Raw genomic sequence first — 18,403 nt, forward strand, 5'->3', positions numbered from 1 at the left:
CGATTATTGGACGAACTCGTGATCCGCCTAAGTCGCGGTTCCGCATGGCCGGAATTCAACATGATTTTAGCCGGTCTTTTGGTCAAGGGTTCGCTTGGCTATATAATAAAAGAGATAAAGCGCTTACACAATTTTCGAATATGAAGATCGGATATGCCGTTTTGAACATGATGAGGAGGGGATGGCATTGCCGACGCGTTTTTTGGCTCATCGCGAGCCGGAGATTCTTCCTTTTCGGCTGTACACGACCGGGTATCAGGAGCAGTCTCATCTGATGAGGCATGAAGGCTTCTCCGCCTCGCAAGTGCTGCTGACGAGAGCGGGACGGGGAGTTGTTCGGCAGCTCGGAGACGCCTTCCGCCCCGTCGATGCCGGTCAGGTTCTGTTCATCCGGTCCGGCGTGCCGCACGAATATTACCCGGTGTCGGAGGAGCCTTGGGAAGTGCGGTTCGTGTCGTTCGCCGGCACGATGGCGGATCAGCTGCTGGATGTCATCGGATTCGGAGAGATGGCGCTGATGCGGGCGGAAACGGGACCGTTGTGGGCAATAATGGACTGCATTTGGGACGCGGCCGGAAACAAGGATGAATGGGCGGCTTCTCGCGCAACGTACGAGCTGCTGCTGGAGCTGCTTCGGCAGACTTCCCACGACCGGGCAGAGAGCGAACAGGCCTGTGGGCCTAAGCAGGCGCAGGATGCCGTCGTCGATTTGTCCGTCGCTTTCTTGAACGAGCATTATCCCGAGCCGATTCTGCTGTCGCAGATGGCGCAATCGCTCGGGTATTCGCAGCAGCACCTGAACCGCTTGTTCCGGAGCAGATACGGTATTACGCCGCAGCGGTATTTGAGGCAGCTCCGGATGCAGCGGGCGGTATTCCTGTTGGGCAAGCATCCCGGGATGACGATCAAGGAAGTCGCGAGACTGGTCGGGCTGGACGCGGGACATTTTATTCGGACGTTCCGGATGGAGTTCGGCTCGCCCCCGGGCAAGCTGCGAGCCGAGATGAAAGTGTAGCTCACAGCGGATCCGGCTCAACGGGCAATGAAACAACCGACGGGAAGGGGCTCTAAGCATATGAGTACGATAGGTTCGGTCCTCCAACGGCCGACGGTAACATCCTCCTTGAAATCCCGGCTTTTCCTCGTGCTGCTGCTCAGCTCGCTCCTTCCGTTGCTGCTGATCGGTTCGGTCACCTACTATTCGATGTTCTTGAACTTGCAGAACAAGATTCAAAAAAGCATCGAAGCGACGCTCGCGCAAGTATGCCAGGGGATTGAATATACGTTGAACAACCTCGATTACACCTCGCGGCAGCTCGCTTTTGCAGACGGGCAGGTCGGCAGCGATTTGCAGCTGCTGTTTTCATCCCGAAGCACCTCGGAGAAGTTTAACCTGACCCGCGAGTTGGAGAATAATTTGCTGCTGCTGAACTTCACCAACCCGAATATCGGGATGACCTTTTATTATTTGGCGGACACCGGTAAGCCGATGTTCGAAAACCTCGAAGTAAATCCGGACATCCGCTTGGAGAATCTGCCGGCGCTCTCCCGTTCGCGAGGCATTACTTTTCACGGGCCGCATAAGTCGGTGTACCGTTACGGACAAAATACGGTGTTCTCGATCATGCGCAAGGTTGAAAACCTGGATCATATGTACGTGTACATAGAAACCAACTATCAATTGTTCGAGCAGCTGCTGAACAAGCAGCAATATCAGATGGATGTCGCGTATTTGTTAGTCGATCAGGACGGAAAGATCGTCTATAGCGACCGCGACCAGGAGGCTCTCGTCGGATCGGCGTATTTGCCGGAGTCGGACGCCGCGGGGAAGGGGCTTGCCGCCCTGAAGGGATATTACCGGTTCGAGCAAGACAGCGGCGAAGGCTGGAAACTGGTCGTGGCCGTCCGCAAAAGCGACTTCAGCCACGAAATCAAGCAATGGTTCAGGCAAGCCCTGCTCATTGTAGCGCTTTGTCTCTCTGCCAGTCTCCTGTTGGCGTGGCTGATCTGGAAAATGGTTTATCGCCCGATCCAGGTGCTCGGCCGTGAAATCCGGGCCTTCGATGCAAGCGCTCCCGACGAACGAATCACGAAAATGAACGTTCGGGAGTTCGACCACCTGCTCTATCATTTCCGGATGATGCGCATCCGCATCCGGGAGCTCCTGCTTGAAGTCGAACAGAAAGAAAAGCGTAAACGCGAGATTGAAGTGGAGAAGCTGTACGTGCAAATCAATCCCCATTTTCTGCATAATACGCTAAATACGATTCAGTGGTTGGCCAAGGCTAACGGCCAGACGGAAATCGACAGATTCGTGGCCGTCTTCTCGCGGGTGCTGCATTACAATCTCGGCAAAGAGGGGGGAATTGTCCGCATGGAGAATGAACTGGAGGCGCTCCAGCATTATATCGATTTGCAGCGTACACGCTACAACTATCAGTTCGAAGTGCGGGTCGACGTCGATCCGGCGACGTATAAAGTGCCGATTCCGCGGTTTATTCTGCAGCCTCTCGTTGAAAATGCGCTTTATCACGGTTTGGGCGACGAAGGCGGCATGATCGCCGTGACCGTCCGAATGGAAGAGGACGATCATGCCTCCATTGCCGTGACGGATGACGGTGTCGGCATGTCGCCCGCGGATCTGGAGCGCTTAATGGGAGAGGGAACCGAGCGCAAGGTCGGGATCGGCATTGGCCTGCAGTTCGTCAATAAGACGATGCAGTTTTATTATGGCGAGGCTTATCGTCTGCATATCGCCAGCGAACCCGGCAAAGGCACCAGCATGCGGCTGCGATTTCCCGTGAGAGCGACCAACGGCTTGGAATAGGAGGCCCTTATGATAAGGACATTGATCGTAGAAGATGAAGCCCTCGTCCGGGAACAAATGATCCGGACCTTGCCGTGGGAAGCCAACCGGATTCAAATCGTGGGAGGCGTCGGCAGCGGCAGGAAGGCGTTGGATTTTATCGGCGAGCACAAGATCGACCTCCTGATTACGGATTTGGACATGCCGCATATGTCCGGCATCGAATTGATGAAGTCCGTTCGAGCCAATCACCCGCAAATCCAGATGGTCGTTCTCACCTGTTATCAGGACTTCAACTACATCCAGGAAGCGATGCGGATTGGCGCCATCGACTATATCGTGAAGACCCAGCTGGATATGGAGACGGTCGAGGACGTCTTGCGGCGAATCGGCGACCGCATCGCGTTCGAACAAGGAAGCCGAGTGGCGGGAATGAGAAGCGCTCTGCCATCCGTTTCCGGCGATGGCGGCCTGCTGCTGACCGCTTCAGCAACCGAAGCGAACGTGATCGATCTCTACGCGCTGGACTGGATCGTGCCGGACCGCTTGATGGATGTCGATCAAGGGAGCTGGTTTTACGCTTGCGCACCGGGAGAGGACCGACAGGCCAACGTCGATCTGTTTCTGGCGGAGCCCCGACTGCAGCAATGGGCCGTTACCCAAGTGAATGGGCTTGGAAATATTGCCGCGCACGAGCTTCGCAGCCTGCTGAAGAACTATATCGGGTACCAGCTCTTTTACCGCTACAAGCGGAGGGACCGGGTGTATGAAGTCGATCTGTCCTTGCCTCCGAGTACCGAGAGCGGGGATCATGACGCGCAGGCACTGCAGAAGGAATGGTTGGCGTTGACCTGGCTTCACGACGACCGTTTATTCGAGGAGCTGTTGCAGCGAACCGGACGCGAGAAGCCTACGCCGGCATCGCTCGGCCATATGTTTTATTCGATCTTTGTGGAATGGACCAAAATGCTCGATACCGGCTTTCAAACGGCATCGTTAATCGGGCAATTCGAACGCCTGAGATTTTGGGAAGATTGGACCGCCTGGCTGGAGCAGACCAGAGCGCACATTCGGCAGCGATTGAGGAAGCGGATTTATTCCGACGAAATGGTGCAAAGCGTGATGAAAGCAGTGGAGATGATGAATGACAATATCGGCGCGGATATCAAGCAGGACGATATCGCCAGACGCGTCAACGTCAGCCGGAGTTATTTCAGCCAGATGTTTAAAAATGTGGTCGGAAGACCGTTCGGCGATTATGTGCGTTTGCTTCGGGTAAATCGAGCGCAATCGATGCTGCTCCAATCGAATGCCCCGATTTACATCGTGGCGAAGACATGCGGATTTGAAGACGAGAAATACTTCAGCAAAATGTTTCGCGACCATATCGGCTTGCTGCCGACCGAATATCGCAGTCTCTATCAAACCAAAAGCGATCTGTGCCAAACGAAAACCTGACCGACGGAGAACGGCTCTCTCTCCATCCGCTTCTTGAAACCGCTTTATACTGAAGGTGCTCGAGCATAATCGTTCATTCGGGGGGAGAACCATGAAAAAGGCAAAATGGTGGGCGGCCGTTCAGATTATTGCCGTAATGACAGCAGCGGCGGGTTGCAGTGGGAACAACAACGATGCAGCAAAAGCAGAGTCGAATCCGACCGGCACGCAGACCGGAAGCGCGAGCGGTTCGACGCAGCGGGCCAAAGACCCGTACGGGAAATTCGATCAGCCGGTGACGTTCACGCTCGGCAAAATGCTCCCGCCGGCGGCGAATTTCCCGGAGGGCTCGACCGATACGGTGGAGGACAACGAATATACCCGTTATATTGCCGAAAACTTGAACGTGCGGATCAAACATAAGTGGCAGGTTCAGGGCGACGCCTATATTCAGAAGGTGAATATGTCGCTGGCCAGCGGCGACATCCCGGACGTGATGAACGTGAACGAGGACCAGCTGAAACAGCTCGTCGAAGCCGATTTGATTGCCGATCTGAGCGATGCTTATGAGCAATACGCCTCTCCGTACGTGAGGGGCGTCTACGAATCGACGGAAGGAAAGGCATTGGAAAAAGCGACGTTCGACGGCAAACTGATGGCGCTCCCGGATGTCAACGTTCAAGGAAATGCGCCAAGCCTGCTGTGGATTCGCCAGGATTGGTTGGATAAACTGGGCCTGCAGCCGCCCAAAACCGTCGACGAGCTGTCGCAAGTGGCTGAGGCCTTCATCGAGAGAGATCCGGACGGCAACAACAAGGACGATACGATCGGTCTGCCCGCCATGCGGGATATCGTCTCCGGCGCGGCATCCGCACATTTCTCCCTTGACGCTATTTTCCAGGCTTACGGCGCCCGCCCTAATACGTGGATCAAAGATAGTGAGGGACAAGTGACCTACGGCACCATTATGCCGGAAATGAAACCCGCGTTAGGCAAATTAAGCGAGATGTACAAAAAAGGGCTCATCGACAAGGAGTTCGGCGTCAAGGATGTGGCCAAAGCGACCGAGCAGGTGGTAAACGGCAAGGCGGGACTTCTGTTCGGTCCTTGGTGGAGTCCTTTCTACCCGCTTAGCGACGCAGTCAAAAAAGATCCGAAAGCCGAATGGAGAGCCTACGCGCTTCCCCTCGACGCAAGCGGCGTATTCAATGCGAACACGCTCCCCGCATCCAGCAATTTCCTGGTCGTTCGCAAAGGATACGACAAGCCTGAAGCTGTCGTGAAAACGCTAAATATGCAGTTTAAGCTAATCCGTGTTCTTGACGGCGCTCCCGAGCCTTATAAAGGCCAGAACGTGAACTGGGCGGTTGCCCCCTTCACGATAAATTTGGATTACGCAAATGCGGTAGAACGCATCCATCAACAGCTGCAAGACGCCTTGGACGGTAAAATCAAACCCGAGGAGCTGCCAGCCGATCGCCAAACGCAATATCAACAGGTCGTAGCGGAGATGCAAAATCCGAAAAAAGATCCGGCCAATTGGAGCGTAAAAGCGGCCAATCTGGATGCCGCAGCCGTGCTGGCCACTCCGATGAACAAAATCTACGGCGTATTCGACGGACAGACCAAAACGATGGAATCCAAGTGGGCCAATTTATCCAAGCTGTCCAACGAAGCGTTAATGCAGATCATCGTCGGAGACAAACCGCTTGATTATTTTGACGAGTTCGTAGCGAAGTGGAGGCAAATCGGCGGGGATCAGGTTATTCGCGAAGTAACGGAAGCCATCAAGAAGTAGTCAGGGGTTGGCTTATGAAGAGACTATCGAATTCAATTCATTACCAGCTCATGCTATTGCCGGGGCTTGCGCTGCTCTTTCTGTTCAGCATCGTGCCGATGTTCGGCATCGTCATCGCTTTTCAGCATTTTATCCCGGTCAAAGGAATATGGCATTCCGATTGGGTGGGGCTGGACAACTTCAAATTTATGTTCGAATTGCCGGACAGCAAGCAAATTTTTATCAATACCCTCAGCATTGCGGTGATGAAAATTGTGGCGAATTTGCTTATCTCGTTGCTTTTCGCGCTGCTGTTGAACGAGGTCCGCAGGAGAACGATGAAGCGGCTTGTTCAAACGGCCGTCTATCTGCCGCATTTTCTGTCGTGGGTCATTCTCGCCGGCATTATGGTCGATATGCTGTCACTGGATGGCATCGTTAATCATGCGATCCGATTGCTCGGGTTCGAACCGGTCTTCTTTATGGGCAGCAACCGCTGGTTTCCGTTCGTCGCCGTATTCAGCGAAGTGTGGAAGGAGTTCGGGTTCAGCGCGATTATTTTCCTTGCGGCCCTTTCCGGAATCAATCCTTCTCTGTACGAGGCGGCGGAAATCGACGGCGCCGGGAGACTGCAAAAGATTCGTCACATTACGCTGCCGGGTGTCTCGACCACGATCGTGCTGCTTGCGACGCTGGCGATCGGCAACGTGCTGAACGCCGGCTTCGATCAAATTTTTAATCTCTACAACCCTATGGTTTATGCGTCGGGAGATATTATCGACACCTGGGTGTACCGAACGGGCATGCTCAGCGCGCAATACGGCTTGGCGACGGCAGTCGGGCTGCTTAAGTCGATCGTCGGTTTCGTTCTGATCGTGATCTCTTACGGGTTGGCCTACCGCCTCACCAATTACCGCATTTTCTAACGAAGAAGGGAATCGCATGGTGCTATCTTCCAGGTTCGGAGACAGGCTGGGGCAATGGATCATTGACGGACTCTTGATCCTGATTGCTTTGCTGTGCCTTGCCCCCTTGCTGCACGTCGTCGCGCTTTCCTTCAGCGATAAAGCGGCGGCCGCGGCCGGGAATGTCACGTTTCTGCCGGTCGATTTTACGACATCGTCTTACCGGCTGTTGCTGAAGGATCGATTGTTTTTCGCTTCCTTCGTAACTTCCGTGGAGCGGGTTATTCTCGGAGGCGGCCTTAATTTTATGCTGACGCTGCTGATGGCCTATCCGCTCTCCCGCGACGTGAAGCAATTTAAGCTTCGCCATCTTTATACGTGGTCGATTCTGTTTACCATGCTGTTTAGCGGCGGCCTTATACCTTGGTATATGACCGTCAAGACGGTCGGTATTTTGGATACGATTTGGGCTTTGGTGCTGCCCGGCGCGGTACCCGTATTCAGCGTGGTTCTGCTCATGAATTTTTTCCGCAGCATCCCGAGGGATTTGGATGAAGCGGGTACGGTAGACGGAGCGGGGCCCTGGTACATGCTGTTTTTCGTCTATTTGCCGATTTCGCTGCCGGCGATTGCGACGGTTACGCTGTTCAGCATCGTGGGTCATTGGAATTCCTTCTTCGATGGGCTGATGCTCATGAACAAGCCCGAGCATTATCCGTTGCAGACGTACATTCAGCAGCTGGTCGTTCAGAAGATGAATGACGCCATGTCCGACGCGGACTCCCGGCAATTGTTGAGCCAGATTTCGGACCGCACGCTGAACGCCGCGAAAATTTTCGTATCGATGGTTCCGATTCTGTTCGTTTATCCGTTTCTGCAGCGGTTTTTCGTTCACGGCATCATATTGGGCTCGGTCAAAGAATGAAGGGAAGGGCAGATATTACTTATCCGCAAGGGAGTTAAAGCATGTGAGGAATCCAATGGACACCGATACGAATATCGACACGGTGCATGTCATTTTTAAAACGCATCTGGATCTCGGGTTCACCGATCTGGCGGAGAACGTGATCAGGCAATATTGCGAGCAGTATATTCCCGCAGCCGTCACGCTAGCCGAACAGTTGGCGGTCGAAGGGGACGAAGTCGCGTTTATATGGACGACAGGATCATGGCTGATTCATGAATTTTTGAAGCGAGCCGACGAAGCGCAGACACGCCGGCTGGAAGCCGCAATCGACAGAGGCGCGATCGTCTGGCATGGCCTGCCGTTCACCACGCATACGGAGCTCATGGACGCCGAACTGTTCGAGTACGGCTTGTCGCTGGCCGGCGAGCTGGATCGCCGGTTCGGCAAGCAGACGATAGCGGCCAAGATGACCGATGTGCCGGGACATACGCGAGCGATCATCGGTCATATGGCAAGGCGCGGCCTCGTTTATCTCCATATTGGCGTAAATCCGGCCTCCAAGGTGCCGGGTGTCCCCGATTTGTTCGTATGGAAAGGAAAAGACGGAGCCGAAATTATCGTCAACTATGCCAATGACTATGGCAATCTGCTGCAGCTCGAAGGTTTTCGAGAGGCCATCGTTTTCTCCCATACGGGAGATAATCATGGTCCGCCCTCGGAGGACAGCATCAAGCAGGAGCTCGCGCGCTTGGCCGAGCGGTTCCCGAATGCGCGGATTCAGGCGTCGACCATGGATGCGTTCGCCCGGGCCCTGCTCCCGCTAAAGGACACGCTTCCGGTCGTTCACGAGGAGATCGGAGATACCTGGATCCACGGCGTTGCCAGCGATCCGTGGAAGGTTGCCCGCTACAGGACACTGCTTCGTTTTCGTCGGCGGTGGCTGGAGGAGGGACGCATCGGCCGGGAAACTGAAGCGTACAGGGACTTGTCCAATTGCCTGCTGCTCCTTGCGGAGCATACTTGGGGCATGGACGAAAAGAAATATTTGACCGATTTTAAGCATTATTCGTTGGCCGACTTTACGGCAGCCCGGCAAGCGGACGCGGTAGCGGAAGACGCGGTTCCGGATAAATACCATTATTTGGGCTGCTTCCGCATGAATTCAGACGAATCATTGCCCGCCCCGGATTTGTCCTCTTCCGCGGCCGGCAACCGCTACGCTGCCTTCGAAAGCTCGTGGCGGGAGCAGAGGGACTATCTCGCAAAAGCCTTATCGGCGCTTGACCCGGCGATGAGACAGGAAGCCGAACGCGCAATTGCCGACACGGAACCGGTCAGGAGCGCCTCAGGGACGCAAAACGAGCCTCTCCAGTTGCATACTGTCTATCCATTAGGCCGCTTTCATGTGGCATTCGCTTCCGACGGGTCCATCGTGAGGCTTGAGGACAACACAGGCAAGCAGTGGGCGAGCGAGCGGCACCGGCTCGGCGTGCTTCTGTACGAAGCTTTCGGCGTGGAAAACTATCATACCTGGTTCGAGCAGTATGTGGAGCGGCTTCCGGAGACTTATGTATGGGCCGATGCGGATTTCGGCAAGCCGGGTATGGAGTTGGCCGAGCCTCGCCCGAGGAATGAGTTGCACCGTCCCCGCGCGGCCTCGATCTCCGTCATACGAGGAGAAGATGGAGACCGGGTGCGAATCATGCTCTTCCTGCCTGAGGAGGCAGTGCGGAAATTCGGCTGTCCGAAGGAAATCGTCGTGAACTATCATTTCTATAAAGAAAAAGACGAGCTGGCATGTACGTTGGACTGGTTTGATAAGCAAGCGAACAGGCTGCCGGAAGCATATTGGTTCTCGTTCAGTCCCCGAGTAGACAATCCGAACCTGTGGAAGATGGACAAACTGGGAGAGCCGGTTTCTCCGCTTGAGGTGGTCCGCAACGGGAACCGCAACCTTCATGCGGTGAATCAGGGCGTATCGTATAACGGCGCGGACGGAATAGCGGAAATTGCAACGTGGGACGCACCGCTTGTGGCGCCGGGCGAGAGACGTTTGCTGGAATTCGACAATTCGTTCGCGAAGCTGAACGGAGGGATGCATTTCCTGTTGTACAACAACGTCTGGGGAACGAATTTTCCGATGTGGTACGACGAGGACAGCCGTTTTCGATTTGTCGTCTCCTTGAAGTCGAACGCGCAGATCGGAGCTGCCAAGCCATAAAAATACCGGCCTGCGACCCGCGGCGGCCGCTGGCTTCTGGAGGATGTGCCGATGAACGACGAGTGCTGGCTGGAAATGGATATTTATTGGTTTCAAGGCAGCCTGCTTGAGCAGAAGGTAGCGGAGCTGTTCGATCGGCTGACGCCGCTGTGGCAGCGCGAGCCTGCCGCCCGCAAGGGGCTGGCTATGTGCGCGGGCTGGCTGCTCGATTCCGTTCTCTACTGGAACGGCAAGCTGGACGATGTCATCCGGTGCTGCCAGCCGCCTCTTTACGAAGAGTGGACGTACGGGCGGCTTAAGTCTCTGCTCGACTGTCTGAAGAGCGAGGCGCGTAAACGGAATATCCACAACTTCCACACGGTATTGATGGTGATGGGCGTTCCCGATCAGGTGTTGGATGAAGAAAATACGTGCGGGGGCTGGCTCGGACGAACCGATAGCCGCAGCGATCGGCATCACTATTCGATCCGCGGCAACTGGTTTCCGGAGCATCCGGAAATAACGGATACGCAATTTGGCGCTTTCGATTTTGGTTTGGCCGTGAATGTGCCTTCGAATGAGGAGGTATGCCGCCGGCCAAACCCGGTTTTCGGCGACTACTTCGCCGACAAGCTTTGCGATCTGGCCGCACATATCGGATTGGACGGTCTGGTGTTTCGGGACCGGATTTTTACGCCGGCTTATGTGCGAGGCAGTCGGCGACGCTACCGAGGGCCGGAGGAGACCGATTATTGGACGGGGACATGGATTCGCCTGTTTCAGGAGATCAAACTGCAGCAGCCGGCATTTCTGGTTATCGGATACGACTCGGGTACGTCCTCGATGGAGGAATGGAGGTCGCACGGCTTCGATCTTGAACGGACGGCGCTAAGCGGATGCCTGGACCTGTGGATCTCGCAGACATGGGCTTCGGCATGGCAGGATTACTGGCCGATGCACAGCATGGGGTATACGTTCCAACTGACGAATGTGTTGGTCGATATGGCGATGCTGGCCCATACCCCGTGCAAGCATCTGATACTAATCGAGACGTTCGACGCCTGGGAGCCGTGGGATACGATTCATGAATTTCCCTCCAAGTTAGCCTGGGAAATATGGGCGTACAGCCACGCTTCGGTGCTCAAGCCCGGCGGTGAAGTAAAGCGCTCCGACGGCTGCTACATCTCGTGGATGAACCATGGATTCGAGCTGCTGCCCGAGACATCCGTGTCTTATTTGCGGACGACGATGGAGCGGAGCGCAGCCGATCTGGCGCGTCAACCCGTTCCCGGCGGGCCAAGTCTTGTTTATCACCGGGCGGGCCTCGAGGCACTGCTCCGGCAGCCGGCCGAGTACAGCCGCGGCGAAGAGATGGACGACTGGACCGCCCTGCTGCTGAAGTACGGCATGCCCGTCCTATCCATCACGCGAAGCGAGTGGCTGGCCGATATCGAGGCGGATGCTTTCTTGTTCCCTGCGCCCGCCAGCATCGACGACAAGCTGTCTTCTGCGCTGCTGACCAAGCTGAACGAGGGTACGCCCGTCCTGTTCACCGGCCAGGCGGGATTGCTGCCGAAGCCGCTGCGCTCCGCGCTCGGCATCGCCATCGCGGAGCGGCCGACGCACGCCGAGCTGCCGTCCGCCGGTTTGGTCGAGCAGCCGTTGTCCGCCAAGGTCGGCACGGCCGGGCTAGTGTTGAACCAGCGCTATCGCACGCTGGCCGAGAGCGCCGACTGGGACAGTCTGATCCGCGCGCTGGACGGTCCGATTTTTGCGAAGCATCGTACGCTGCCGTGCTGGATCTGGGAAACGCCGGAATGGGGCACCTTGCGGGAGATGCATCTGACCCATTTGTCGATTCAAAGCCCGCAAACCTATCAGGCCGTCGCGTTCGCGATCGGGGAGCAGGGCTTCGGACCGGAGCGGATCGGGTGGGGCAACCGGGATTGGCAGAAACCGATCGCGTTCCTGTTCTGGAGATATCCCGAAGAAGGGGAGATCGGCGTTCTGGTAGGCAACCTCGAGACGGGCGTCGTTGGAAGCTCTCAATTCGGCGTCGAAGGCGAGCTGCGCTGCTATCGGCCGGACACATGGACTTGCGCCGCGAGCAAGCCGTTTTCCCCCGGCATCCTCGAGCTGGGGCAGGCGTCATGGCGGGTTGCGCTGGCGGGACATAAAGCGGGATATTTTAGCATGGCACGACATTAATCTTATTCGTGTCAGCATGTCTATTCATCACATCCTCATGGCAGATCGCCCCTGCGCGGGCGGCTGCCCATGCCAATGTATGCAATCGCCACGCCGGTCCGTCGCCGGGATCGGCTGCGTCACACAGCCCGCACCCCCGCGGCTCACGCAACACGCAATAATAGCGCAAAACTGCGCTATCCTCATCCCCGCTTCCGCCCCAGCCACCGCCGCCCGCCCGCTCGCCGAAGTCCCGACTGCGCCACTTGCGGCGGAGCGGCTGTACGCCTTGCAAGTTAAGAAGACTGGCTAAAGTGAGAGGCCATATCTTTAGCATATTGCTTGGTGGAATCCAGAATGTTCTGGCTTAGCGCGGGATCGTTGACCGAACGGGCTAACAGTATGGCGCCTACCATGGCACTTACGATAGCCATACTCACTTGTTTGTTTCCTCCGACCATCTCCGCTATAAATGTAAAAAATCGGTTGATCTCCAATGTAAAAGCGTCTCTGATCTCATCGGAGGAACGGGCGATTTCGCTGGACAAAGTCGGGAGGATGCAGCTGATTTCCATTTGATCCCGATGCGTTGCGCTCAGGTAATAATCAATGACGGTGGCCAACTTTACATGATCCTTCTTGCGATTCGTTGCACCCTGCAAGAGGTTGATCGTCTCTTCGATGGCTTTCCGGCACGCCTCGGCGACGAGCTGATCCTTATTGGCAAAATGTGCGTAAAACCCGCCATGCGTTAAGCCGGCACCTTTCATAATTTGAGGTACGCTAACTTCTTTGATTCCTTTTTGCCGGAATTCGTTCGTTGCATTTTGAACGATCTTTTCGCGGATGATTAATTTATGAGCTTTGGAATAGGGCATGTCATTCCCTCCTGTAGATGAGGATTTTTCGATGTATAGGAAGCGGTTAAAATATGATATCCATAATACAAGATTATAGCCGTCATTTTCAGAATAGCAACAAGAACGCCGTTTTTATAAGCCTGGTTGACTGAATCTAAATATGATGATAATAATATATTACGATCATCATATATAAAGGACCGGGAGGTGTTTGGCTATGACCGATCACATGCAAACAGATACTTTAGTCATTGGTTCAGGCCCGGGAGGTTATGCAGCGGCCGTTAGATCCGCACAGCTTGGCATGAAAACGATCGTGGTCGAACGCGGTCCAATCGGCGGCGTGTGTACGAATGTGGGATGCATTCCCTCCAAAGCGTTAATCGCCGAGGCTCACCGCTACGACACGCACAAGACATGGCGTCGTTCGGGTTCCGTAGATGCATTTTTGGAGGCCCAGGCTTTTAAAGAAGCCATCGTCAACAAGCAAGCGGGCGGCGTGAAGTACCTGCTGCAAACTGCCGGGGCAACGATTGTAGAAGGAGAGGCGCGTTTTATCGATCAACACACGGTCATGATCAAGCGACCGGGAACGGAGCTGTCGGTATCTTTCAAGGATGCGATACTCGCGACGGGTTCTCGTCCGATTGAGTTGCAAGCCTTGCCCTTCGGTAATCGCATTTTATCTTCGACGGAAGCATTGTCGCTGGCCAACGTTCCTGCAAGCCTGATTGTGATCGGGGGCGGATATATAGGAGTTGAGCTCGGACAGATGTATGCCAAGTTCGGCAGCAAAGTTACGATTTTGGAGGGGGGACCGCAAGTTTTGCCCGGGTTTGAGGCAGATCTGGTCGCCCCTGTAATCAAGCATATGAGCGCAGATGGGATCACGATCGTAACCGAAGCGACTGCGGTTAGCGCGCAGCAAGATACGGATGGCATCACCCTCCATTATGTCAAAAATGACATTTCCCATTCGATCAGAGCGGAATATGCATTAGTAACTGTCGGAAGACGGCCCAACACCGATGACAGCCTGGGACTGGCGCGTATCGGTTTATATCCAACGAGTAGAGGGCTGATTAACACCGACAAACAATGCAGAACGGATATTCCGAACATCTTCGCGATCGGGGACATTACCGGCGGTCCTGCGCTTGCGCATAAAGCGTCTTACGAAGCTAAGGTTGCAGCCGAAGCTATCGGGGGTCTGCCAACGGTCGTTGATTATAAGGCAATCCCGCTTGTCGTATTTTCCGAACCGGAGTTGTCCAGCGTCGGTATGAGCGAGACGGCCTGCAAAGAAAAAAAGATGCCGACGGTCGTCGGAAGATCTTCATTCGGCATAAACGGAAGAGCATTGGCACTTCAATCCGTAGAAGGATTCGTCAAAATCGTCGCTCATTCGGAAACGGGGATCATCTTAGGCGCGCAAATCGTGGGAGCAGAAGCCTCGACGCTCATCTCGGAGCTTGGTCTTGCAATCGAGATGGGGGCGACGGTTGAAGATTTGGCGTTGACCATCCATCCGCATCCTACATTGGGCGAGGTGATGATGGAAGCTGCGCAGAACGCTGCGACCAAAATGATGAAAAGCAAAATACAAACTGTCTAAATTGTCTATTCACAGAGAAAAGAGAGTGGAGACCATGAACAAAAAATCGCTTATTTATTTTATAATCGCGATCTTGCTGGTTGCAGGAGGATCGCTTCTTGCCGTGAAAGGAAAGGATGCGGTCGGCAGGGCGGAGAGCCGTAAACAAGCCGTACTTGAAGCCGTGCCCAATACCATCGCTAACGACACTAATCACTTTTATGCGGACTTTTATATACAGGAAAGCCAAATTCAGAAGATAAAAGCCGGCAAACGCGTGAAGGTTCATTTTCCATATATCGAGCGCTCGGATGAGGTTGAAGGCGTTGTCGCTTCGATTGCATCAGCCCCCCAATTTGCCGCCTTGCGTATGACGCGCGAGAAAGGGCAAGCCGATTTAAGCATGTACGCCGTAAGAATTACGATAGACGCAAATGCTGAACTCCTTCCGGGCATGACGGCCGAGGTGGACCTTGATGAGATCGCTGATTGAAGAGTGGCGGTTTGTGCGCAGCAGCAAGTATGTTGCGATGATATTTATTGCGCCTCTCCTTGCAGCCGTCTTCTTTGGATTCATGTTCTCCAAAAACCAGATCAACCAATCGCCGGTCGTCGTCATCGACCAGGATCATAGTGCTTATTCCCGGCAACTGACTGCCAAGATCAATGCCTCTCAGTATATGAAAGTAACGAATGTATTTCCAAACCGGATCGATCCGGAAACCTTGTTGGCCAATGAGAAGGCTGTAGCGGTCATTGTGCTGCCCGCGCAGCTGGAGCTTCGAAAGCTGCAGGGGATGTCGTCTAACATCGGCATATTAATGGATAATTCGATGCCTACTGGGCTAATGGGCGTTCGCACCGCTATCCAGGAGATTGTATCGACAGAAAATATGTCTCTTTCGATGACACGGCTCGCTAATCAAGGCGTTGCGCCAGATAAGGCGAGCGGGTTGATCGCTCCGCTATCTCTTCAACAGCGCATGCTCTTTAATCCGACTACAAACGCCATTTATACAATGGTAATTGGGTTTGTGAATATTGTTGTCTTAATGATGACAACCAGTGCGGCGGGTGCTGTAGTGCCGCGCCTTCGTAAAGAAGGCAAGCTGTTTGCGGGCGGAGCTTCGCCTTTGCAGCTATGGCTGCGAAGCGTACCTTATTCTATTCTCACAACCATCTCGTTGCTGCTGAGCTATGGATTATTAAAACAAGTAGGGAATCTGCGCTTTGAAGCGGAGCCTTATCTTTTCTTCATCCCATTATTGCTTTATTCCTTTGCTATATGTATGGTGGGTATGCTGCTCGGCTATTCTGCCCAAGATCCGTCCAAAGTCGGTTCAAGGATGAGCGTGATCGTCTACCCGTCGTTCCTGGTTACGGGCATTCAGTTAACGCCGCTTGCATTGCCGCTGTTCTTCCAGTATACGGCCTGGCCTTTGCCCATGAACTGGCTGAACCGCATCTTGCGGGGGATGGCGTACCGAGGCGGAGCGTTCACTGCCTATGGCTTGGAGTTAGGCGCGCTGCTAATCATTATTGGCGCTGCGTCATTGCTTATTGGATGGCTCATGTTAAAGGAGAAACGCAAGGCTGCTCCACATCAAAAGGAACAGAATACCGAACGATTGATTATGGAGGCCTTTTAAAAAGGAGCTGCTCTCTTCTGACTAGACCACTCCGACTGGAGAACGGCATACTGATATTCATCGACCCATTTTCCTTTTGACATGTAATTTTGCAGCAGGTGTCCTTCGCGCCTCATGCCCATACGTTCCAGAACGCGGATGGATTTTTCGTTTCGCACATCCGTAAAAGCAGTGGCCTTGTGTTTCCCCAATATTCGAAAAATATAATGAAGTATGGCCCCGAGCGCCTCGTGAATGTATCCTTTCCCTTGATGCTCCGGGGCCAGCGTGAAGCCGATTTCCACAATTCTGGGTTCATCAAGCCGGGTATGAAGCGCGCAATCCCCAATCAATCGATCCGAATCGGCCAATGCAATGGCGAATTGAAACCAGGTACCCGGTTGGTCCGGCGTATGATGAATTTGCTCGCCAACAAACGATTCCGCGTCTTCGTAAGTGTAATTTTCCCAGGATTGAAACCGGGCAACCGTGGGATTCGCTCGGTATCGATAAAAAGCCTCCGTATCCTGCAAGCCGAATTGACGGATAACAAGACGATCCGTAACCGCATATACCTGTTTTGATTGTTCCATACGTTCACCTCTTTTTGAAATGTACTGCAAGGACAGTATCCTTGGCCAGAAACGAAAGGATCTTGTCCGTAAGCTGAATCAGCGTATGCCCGGCTTTCGGATCAACGTGAACATCGGCGTGGGGCAGCAAATGCCTGAGACGTTCGGCTGACTTCGCAGCATGCAGCATGATATCCTTCTGGCCAACGAATAACGAGGCAGGCATCGTCAAACGCTTTAATTCATCGTCGGCAAACAAAGGAATTTTGCCGCGTCTATTGAAATTTTCTCCGATGAGCTTCTGATATTGCATCATTTTTTCGGATACGGGCTGATCGCCATTTACCATGCGGATCAATCTGTTCTTTCCTTTATCTCCTAGAAACAAAAGCGGCAGCGCTCTAAATAAGAAGGACAGCTTCTGCGGGCCAACGCCTGAAGGGCTGATCAATACGAGTTTATCGACTCGATCGGGATAGCTCACCGAAAATTTAAGCGCCATCCATGCGCCGAACGAAATACCGATAAGGGATGCTTTTTCTATGCCGAGGCCTTGAAAAAGGTCAAACAGCCATTCCGCATAAGCAGGGCCGTTTAGAGGATATTGCTGCTCCGCACTTCTGCCGGGCTCACCCGGAATATCGACGGCATAAACGCGATAAGAACGCGAATACGCAGCCGTATCGCCGATCCACATGGCGGCGTTCATGGCGGAGCCGTGAAGCAGAATTAGCGGCGGAGCTTTGACATCGCCACTGGCAATGATATGCGTATTTCCCAAACGCGTCTCAATGTTTATTTTCTCGTGGGGCACAGGCCAACGTTCGATCATTGCGTCATAAAATTGCAGAATTGCTCCTTGGCCTTTTTGGGATTTGAATGCCGACTTTGTTTTCATTTACTCATCCCCTCTTCAGCTCTTGTCGGATTTCCCGAACCCAATTCAACTCATGCCGATACGACGAGACGATATTGTCGTCGATTCGCTCCCACAAGTAGATTTCCCGAGTCGTTCGATTCGGAGCGAACAAGCCTCTGCGTTTTTTTTCTTGCAGTAAAAGGATTTGCATGTTGAGCTCGTTTTCGTATGCCAAGAGAAGGTTGTCCAATTCCTCAGGACTTAGCAGGTCGGCCCAAGCCAATTGGGTCAGGAAGCTCTTCTTCAATTCAGGCAGCTCGGGGGGAGTAAGCGCCCAGCTCTTCAACTCAGCCTCTCCCTTGTCGGTGATGGTATAGATTTTTTTGGACGGCGAGCTTTCTTGATGCTGAACCTCGTGCGTGACAAGGCCTTGTTCGAGGAGTTGAACTAGCGATTTGTAGATTTGATTATTGTTTCCCGACCAGTACATGACGGTCGATTCCTCGATAATTTTTTTGAGATCGTAGCCGGTTGATGGCTGGCAGCTTAAAATTCCCAGTATAGCTAATTTGATGGACATGGAATACACCTCGCCTCTTCAGCAACATATGTTAAGAGTAACATATGTTACTGAGGAAAGTCGAATGATATTTGATAGGCACTTGCGTGGC

General features: G+C 53.8%; 15 protein-coding genes. 11 read left to right on the forward strand and 4 right to left on the reverse strand.

What is annotated here, in order from left to right; genetic code table 11:
- The first annotated feature begins 187 nt into the window (after positions 1–187).
- The 8 genes from KB449_RS01925 (at position 188) to KB449_RS01960 (ending at position 12,240) form a co-directional block, all read left to right on the forward strand.
- Positions 188–1,015, forward strand: a complete 828-nt coding sequence (locus KB449_RS01925) for a helix-turn-helix transcriptional regulator (protein WP_282906744.1) — start codon at positions 188–190, stop codon at positions 1,013–1,015.
- A 60-nt stretch (positions 1,016–1,075) separates the two neighbouring features.
- On the forward strand, positions 1,076–2,827 hold the full coding sequence (locus KB449_RS01930; protein WP_282906745.1) for a sensor histidine kinase: 1,752 nt from the start codon (positions 1,076–1,078) through the stop codon (positions 2,825–2,827).
- Between the two features lie 9 nt (positions 2,828–2,836).
- Positions 2,837–4,264 (forward strand): response regulator transcription factor, encoded by a 1,428-nt coding sequence (locus tag KB449_RS01935; RefSeq protein ID WP_282906746.1) that lies wholly within the window; start codon positions 2,837–2,839, stop codon positions 4,262–4,264.
- A 91-nt stretch (positions 4,265–4,355) separates the two neighbouring features.
- On the forward strand, positions 4,356–6,041 hold the full coding sequence (locus KB449_RS01940) for an extracellular solute-binding protein (protein WP_282906747.1): 1,686 nt from the start codon (positions 4,356–4,358) through the stop codon (positions 6,039–6,041).
- A 14-nt stretch (positions 6,042–6,055) separates the two neighbouring features.
- On the forward strand, positions 6,056–6,946 hold the full coding sequence (locus KB449_RS01945) for an ABC transporter permease (RefSeq protein ID WP_282906748.1): 891 nt from the start codon (positions 6,056–6,058) through the stop codon (positions 6,944–6,946).
- 16 nt (positions 6,947–6,962) lie between these two features.
- Positions 6,963–7,850 carry a carbohydrate ABC transporter permease gene (locus tag KB449_RS01950; protein WP_282906749.1) on the forward strand — a complete coding sequence of 296 codons (888 nt, stop codon included), beginning with the start codon at positions 6,963–6,965 and terminating at the stop codon, positions 7,848–7,850.
- A 43-nt stretch (positions 7,851–7,893) separates the two neighbouring features.
- Entirely contained in the window at positions 7,894–10,053 is a 2,160-nt protein-coding gene (locus KB449_RS01955; RefSeq protein ID WP_282906750.1) for a DUF5054 domain-containing protein, read from the forward strand.
- 51 nt (positions 10,054–10,104) lie between these two features.
- Positions 10,105–12,240 (forward strand): hypothetical protein, encoded by a 2,136-nt coding sequence (locus tag KB449_RS01960; protein ID WP_282906751.1) that lies wholly within the window; start codon positions 10,105–10,107, stop codon positions 12,238–12,240.
- A 275-nt stretch (positions 12,241–12,515) separates the two neighbouring features.
- On the opposite strand, the gene KB449_RS01965 is transcribed toward KB449_RS01960, so the two are convergent.
- Positions 12,516–13,097 (reverse strand): TetR/AcrR family transcriptional regulator, encoded by a 582-nt coding sequence (locus KB449_RS01965; RefSeq protein ID WP_282906752.1) that lies wholly within the window; start codon positions 13,095–13,097, stop codon positions 12,516–12,518.
- A gap of 199 nt (positions 13,098–13,296) precedes the next feature.
- Between KB449_RS01965 and lpdA the strand changes: the two genes are divergently transcribed.
- From lpdA to KB449_RS01980, 3 genes are read left to right on the forward strand one after another with little or no spacing between them, the layout of a single operon-like run.
- Positions 13,297–14,694, forward strand: a complete 1,398-nt coding sequence (gene lpdA, locus KB449_RS01970; RefSeq protein WP_282906753.1) for a dihydrolipoyl dehydrogenase — start codon at positions 13,297–13,299, stop codon at positions 14,692–14,694.
- A gap of 34 nt (positions 14,695–14,728) precedes the next feature.
- Positions 14,729–15,166, forward strand: coding sequence for an HlyD family secretion protein (locus KB449_RS01975; RefSeq protein WP_282906754.1), 438 nt, complete (start codon positions 14,729–14,731; stop codon positions 15,164–15,166).
- Positions 15,150–16,322: an ABC transporter permease gene (locus KB449_RS01980; protein WP_282906755.1), complete on the forward strand. Its 1,173-nt coding sequence runs from the start codon at positions 15,150–15,152 to the stop codon at positions 16,320–16,322. The genes KB449_RS01975 and KB449_RS01980 overlap by 17 nt, the downstream gene beginning before the upstream one ends.
- On the opposite strand, the gene KB449_RS01985 is transcribed toward KB449_RS01980, so the two are convergent.
- Genes KB449_RS01985 through KB449_RS01995 form a run of 3 tightly spaced genes read right to left on the reverse strand, consistent with a single transcriptional unit; the run spans position 16,319 to position 18,312 of the window.
- Positions 16,319–16,894 (reverse strand): GNAT family N-acetyltransferase, encoded by a 576-nt coding sequence (locus KB449_RS01985; protein ID WP_282906756.1) that lies wholly within the window; start codon positions 16,892–16,894, stop codon positions 16,319–16,321. The genes KB449_RS01980 and KB449_RS01985 overlap by 4 nt on opposite strands.
- Positions 16,895–16,898: 4 nt before the next feature.
- On the reverse strand, positions 16,899–17,771 hold the full coding sequence (locus KB449_RS01990) for an alpha/beta fold hydrolase (protein ID WP_282906757.1): 873 nt from the start codon (positions 17,769–17,771) through the stop codon (positions 16,899–16,901).
- Positions 17,772–17,775: 4 nt separating this feature from the next.
- Positions 17,776–18,312 (reverse strand): PadR family transcriptional regulator, encoded by a 537-nt coding sequence (locus KB449_RS01995; protein ID WP_282906758.1) that lies wholly within the window; start codon positions 18,310–18,312, stop codon positions 17,776–17,778.
- Positions 18,313–18,403 lie beyond the last annotated feature (91 nt).

The sequence above is a fragment of the Cohnella hashimotonis genome, assembly GCF_030014955.1.
GTDB lineage: Bacteria > Bacillota > Bacilli > Paenibacillales > Paenibacillaceae > Cohnella > Cohnella hashimotonis.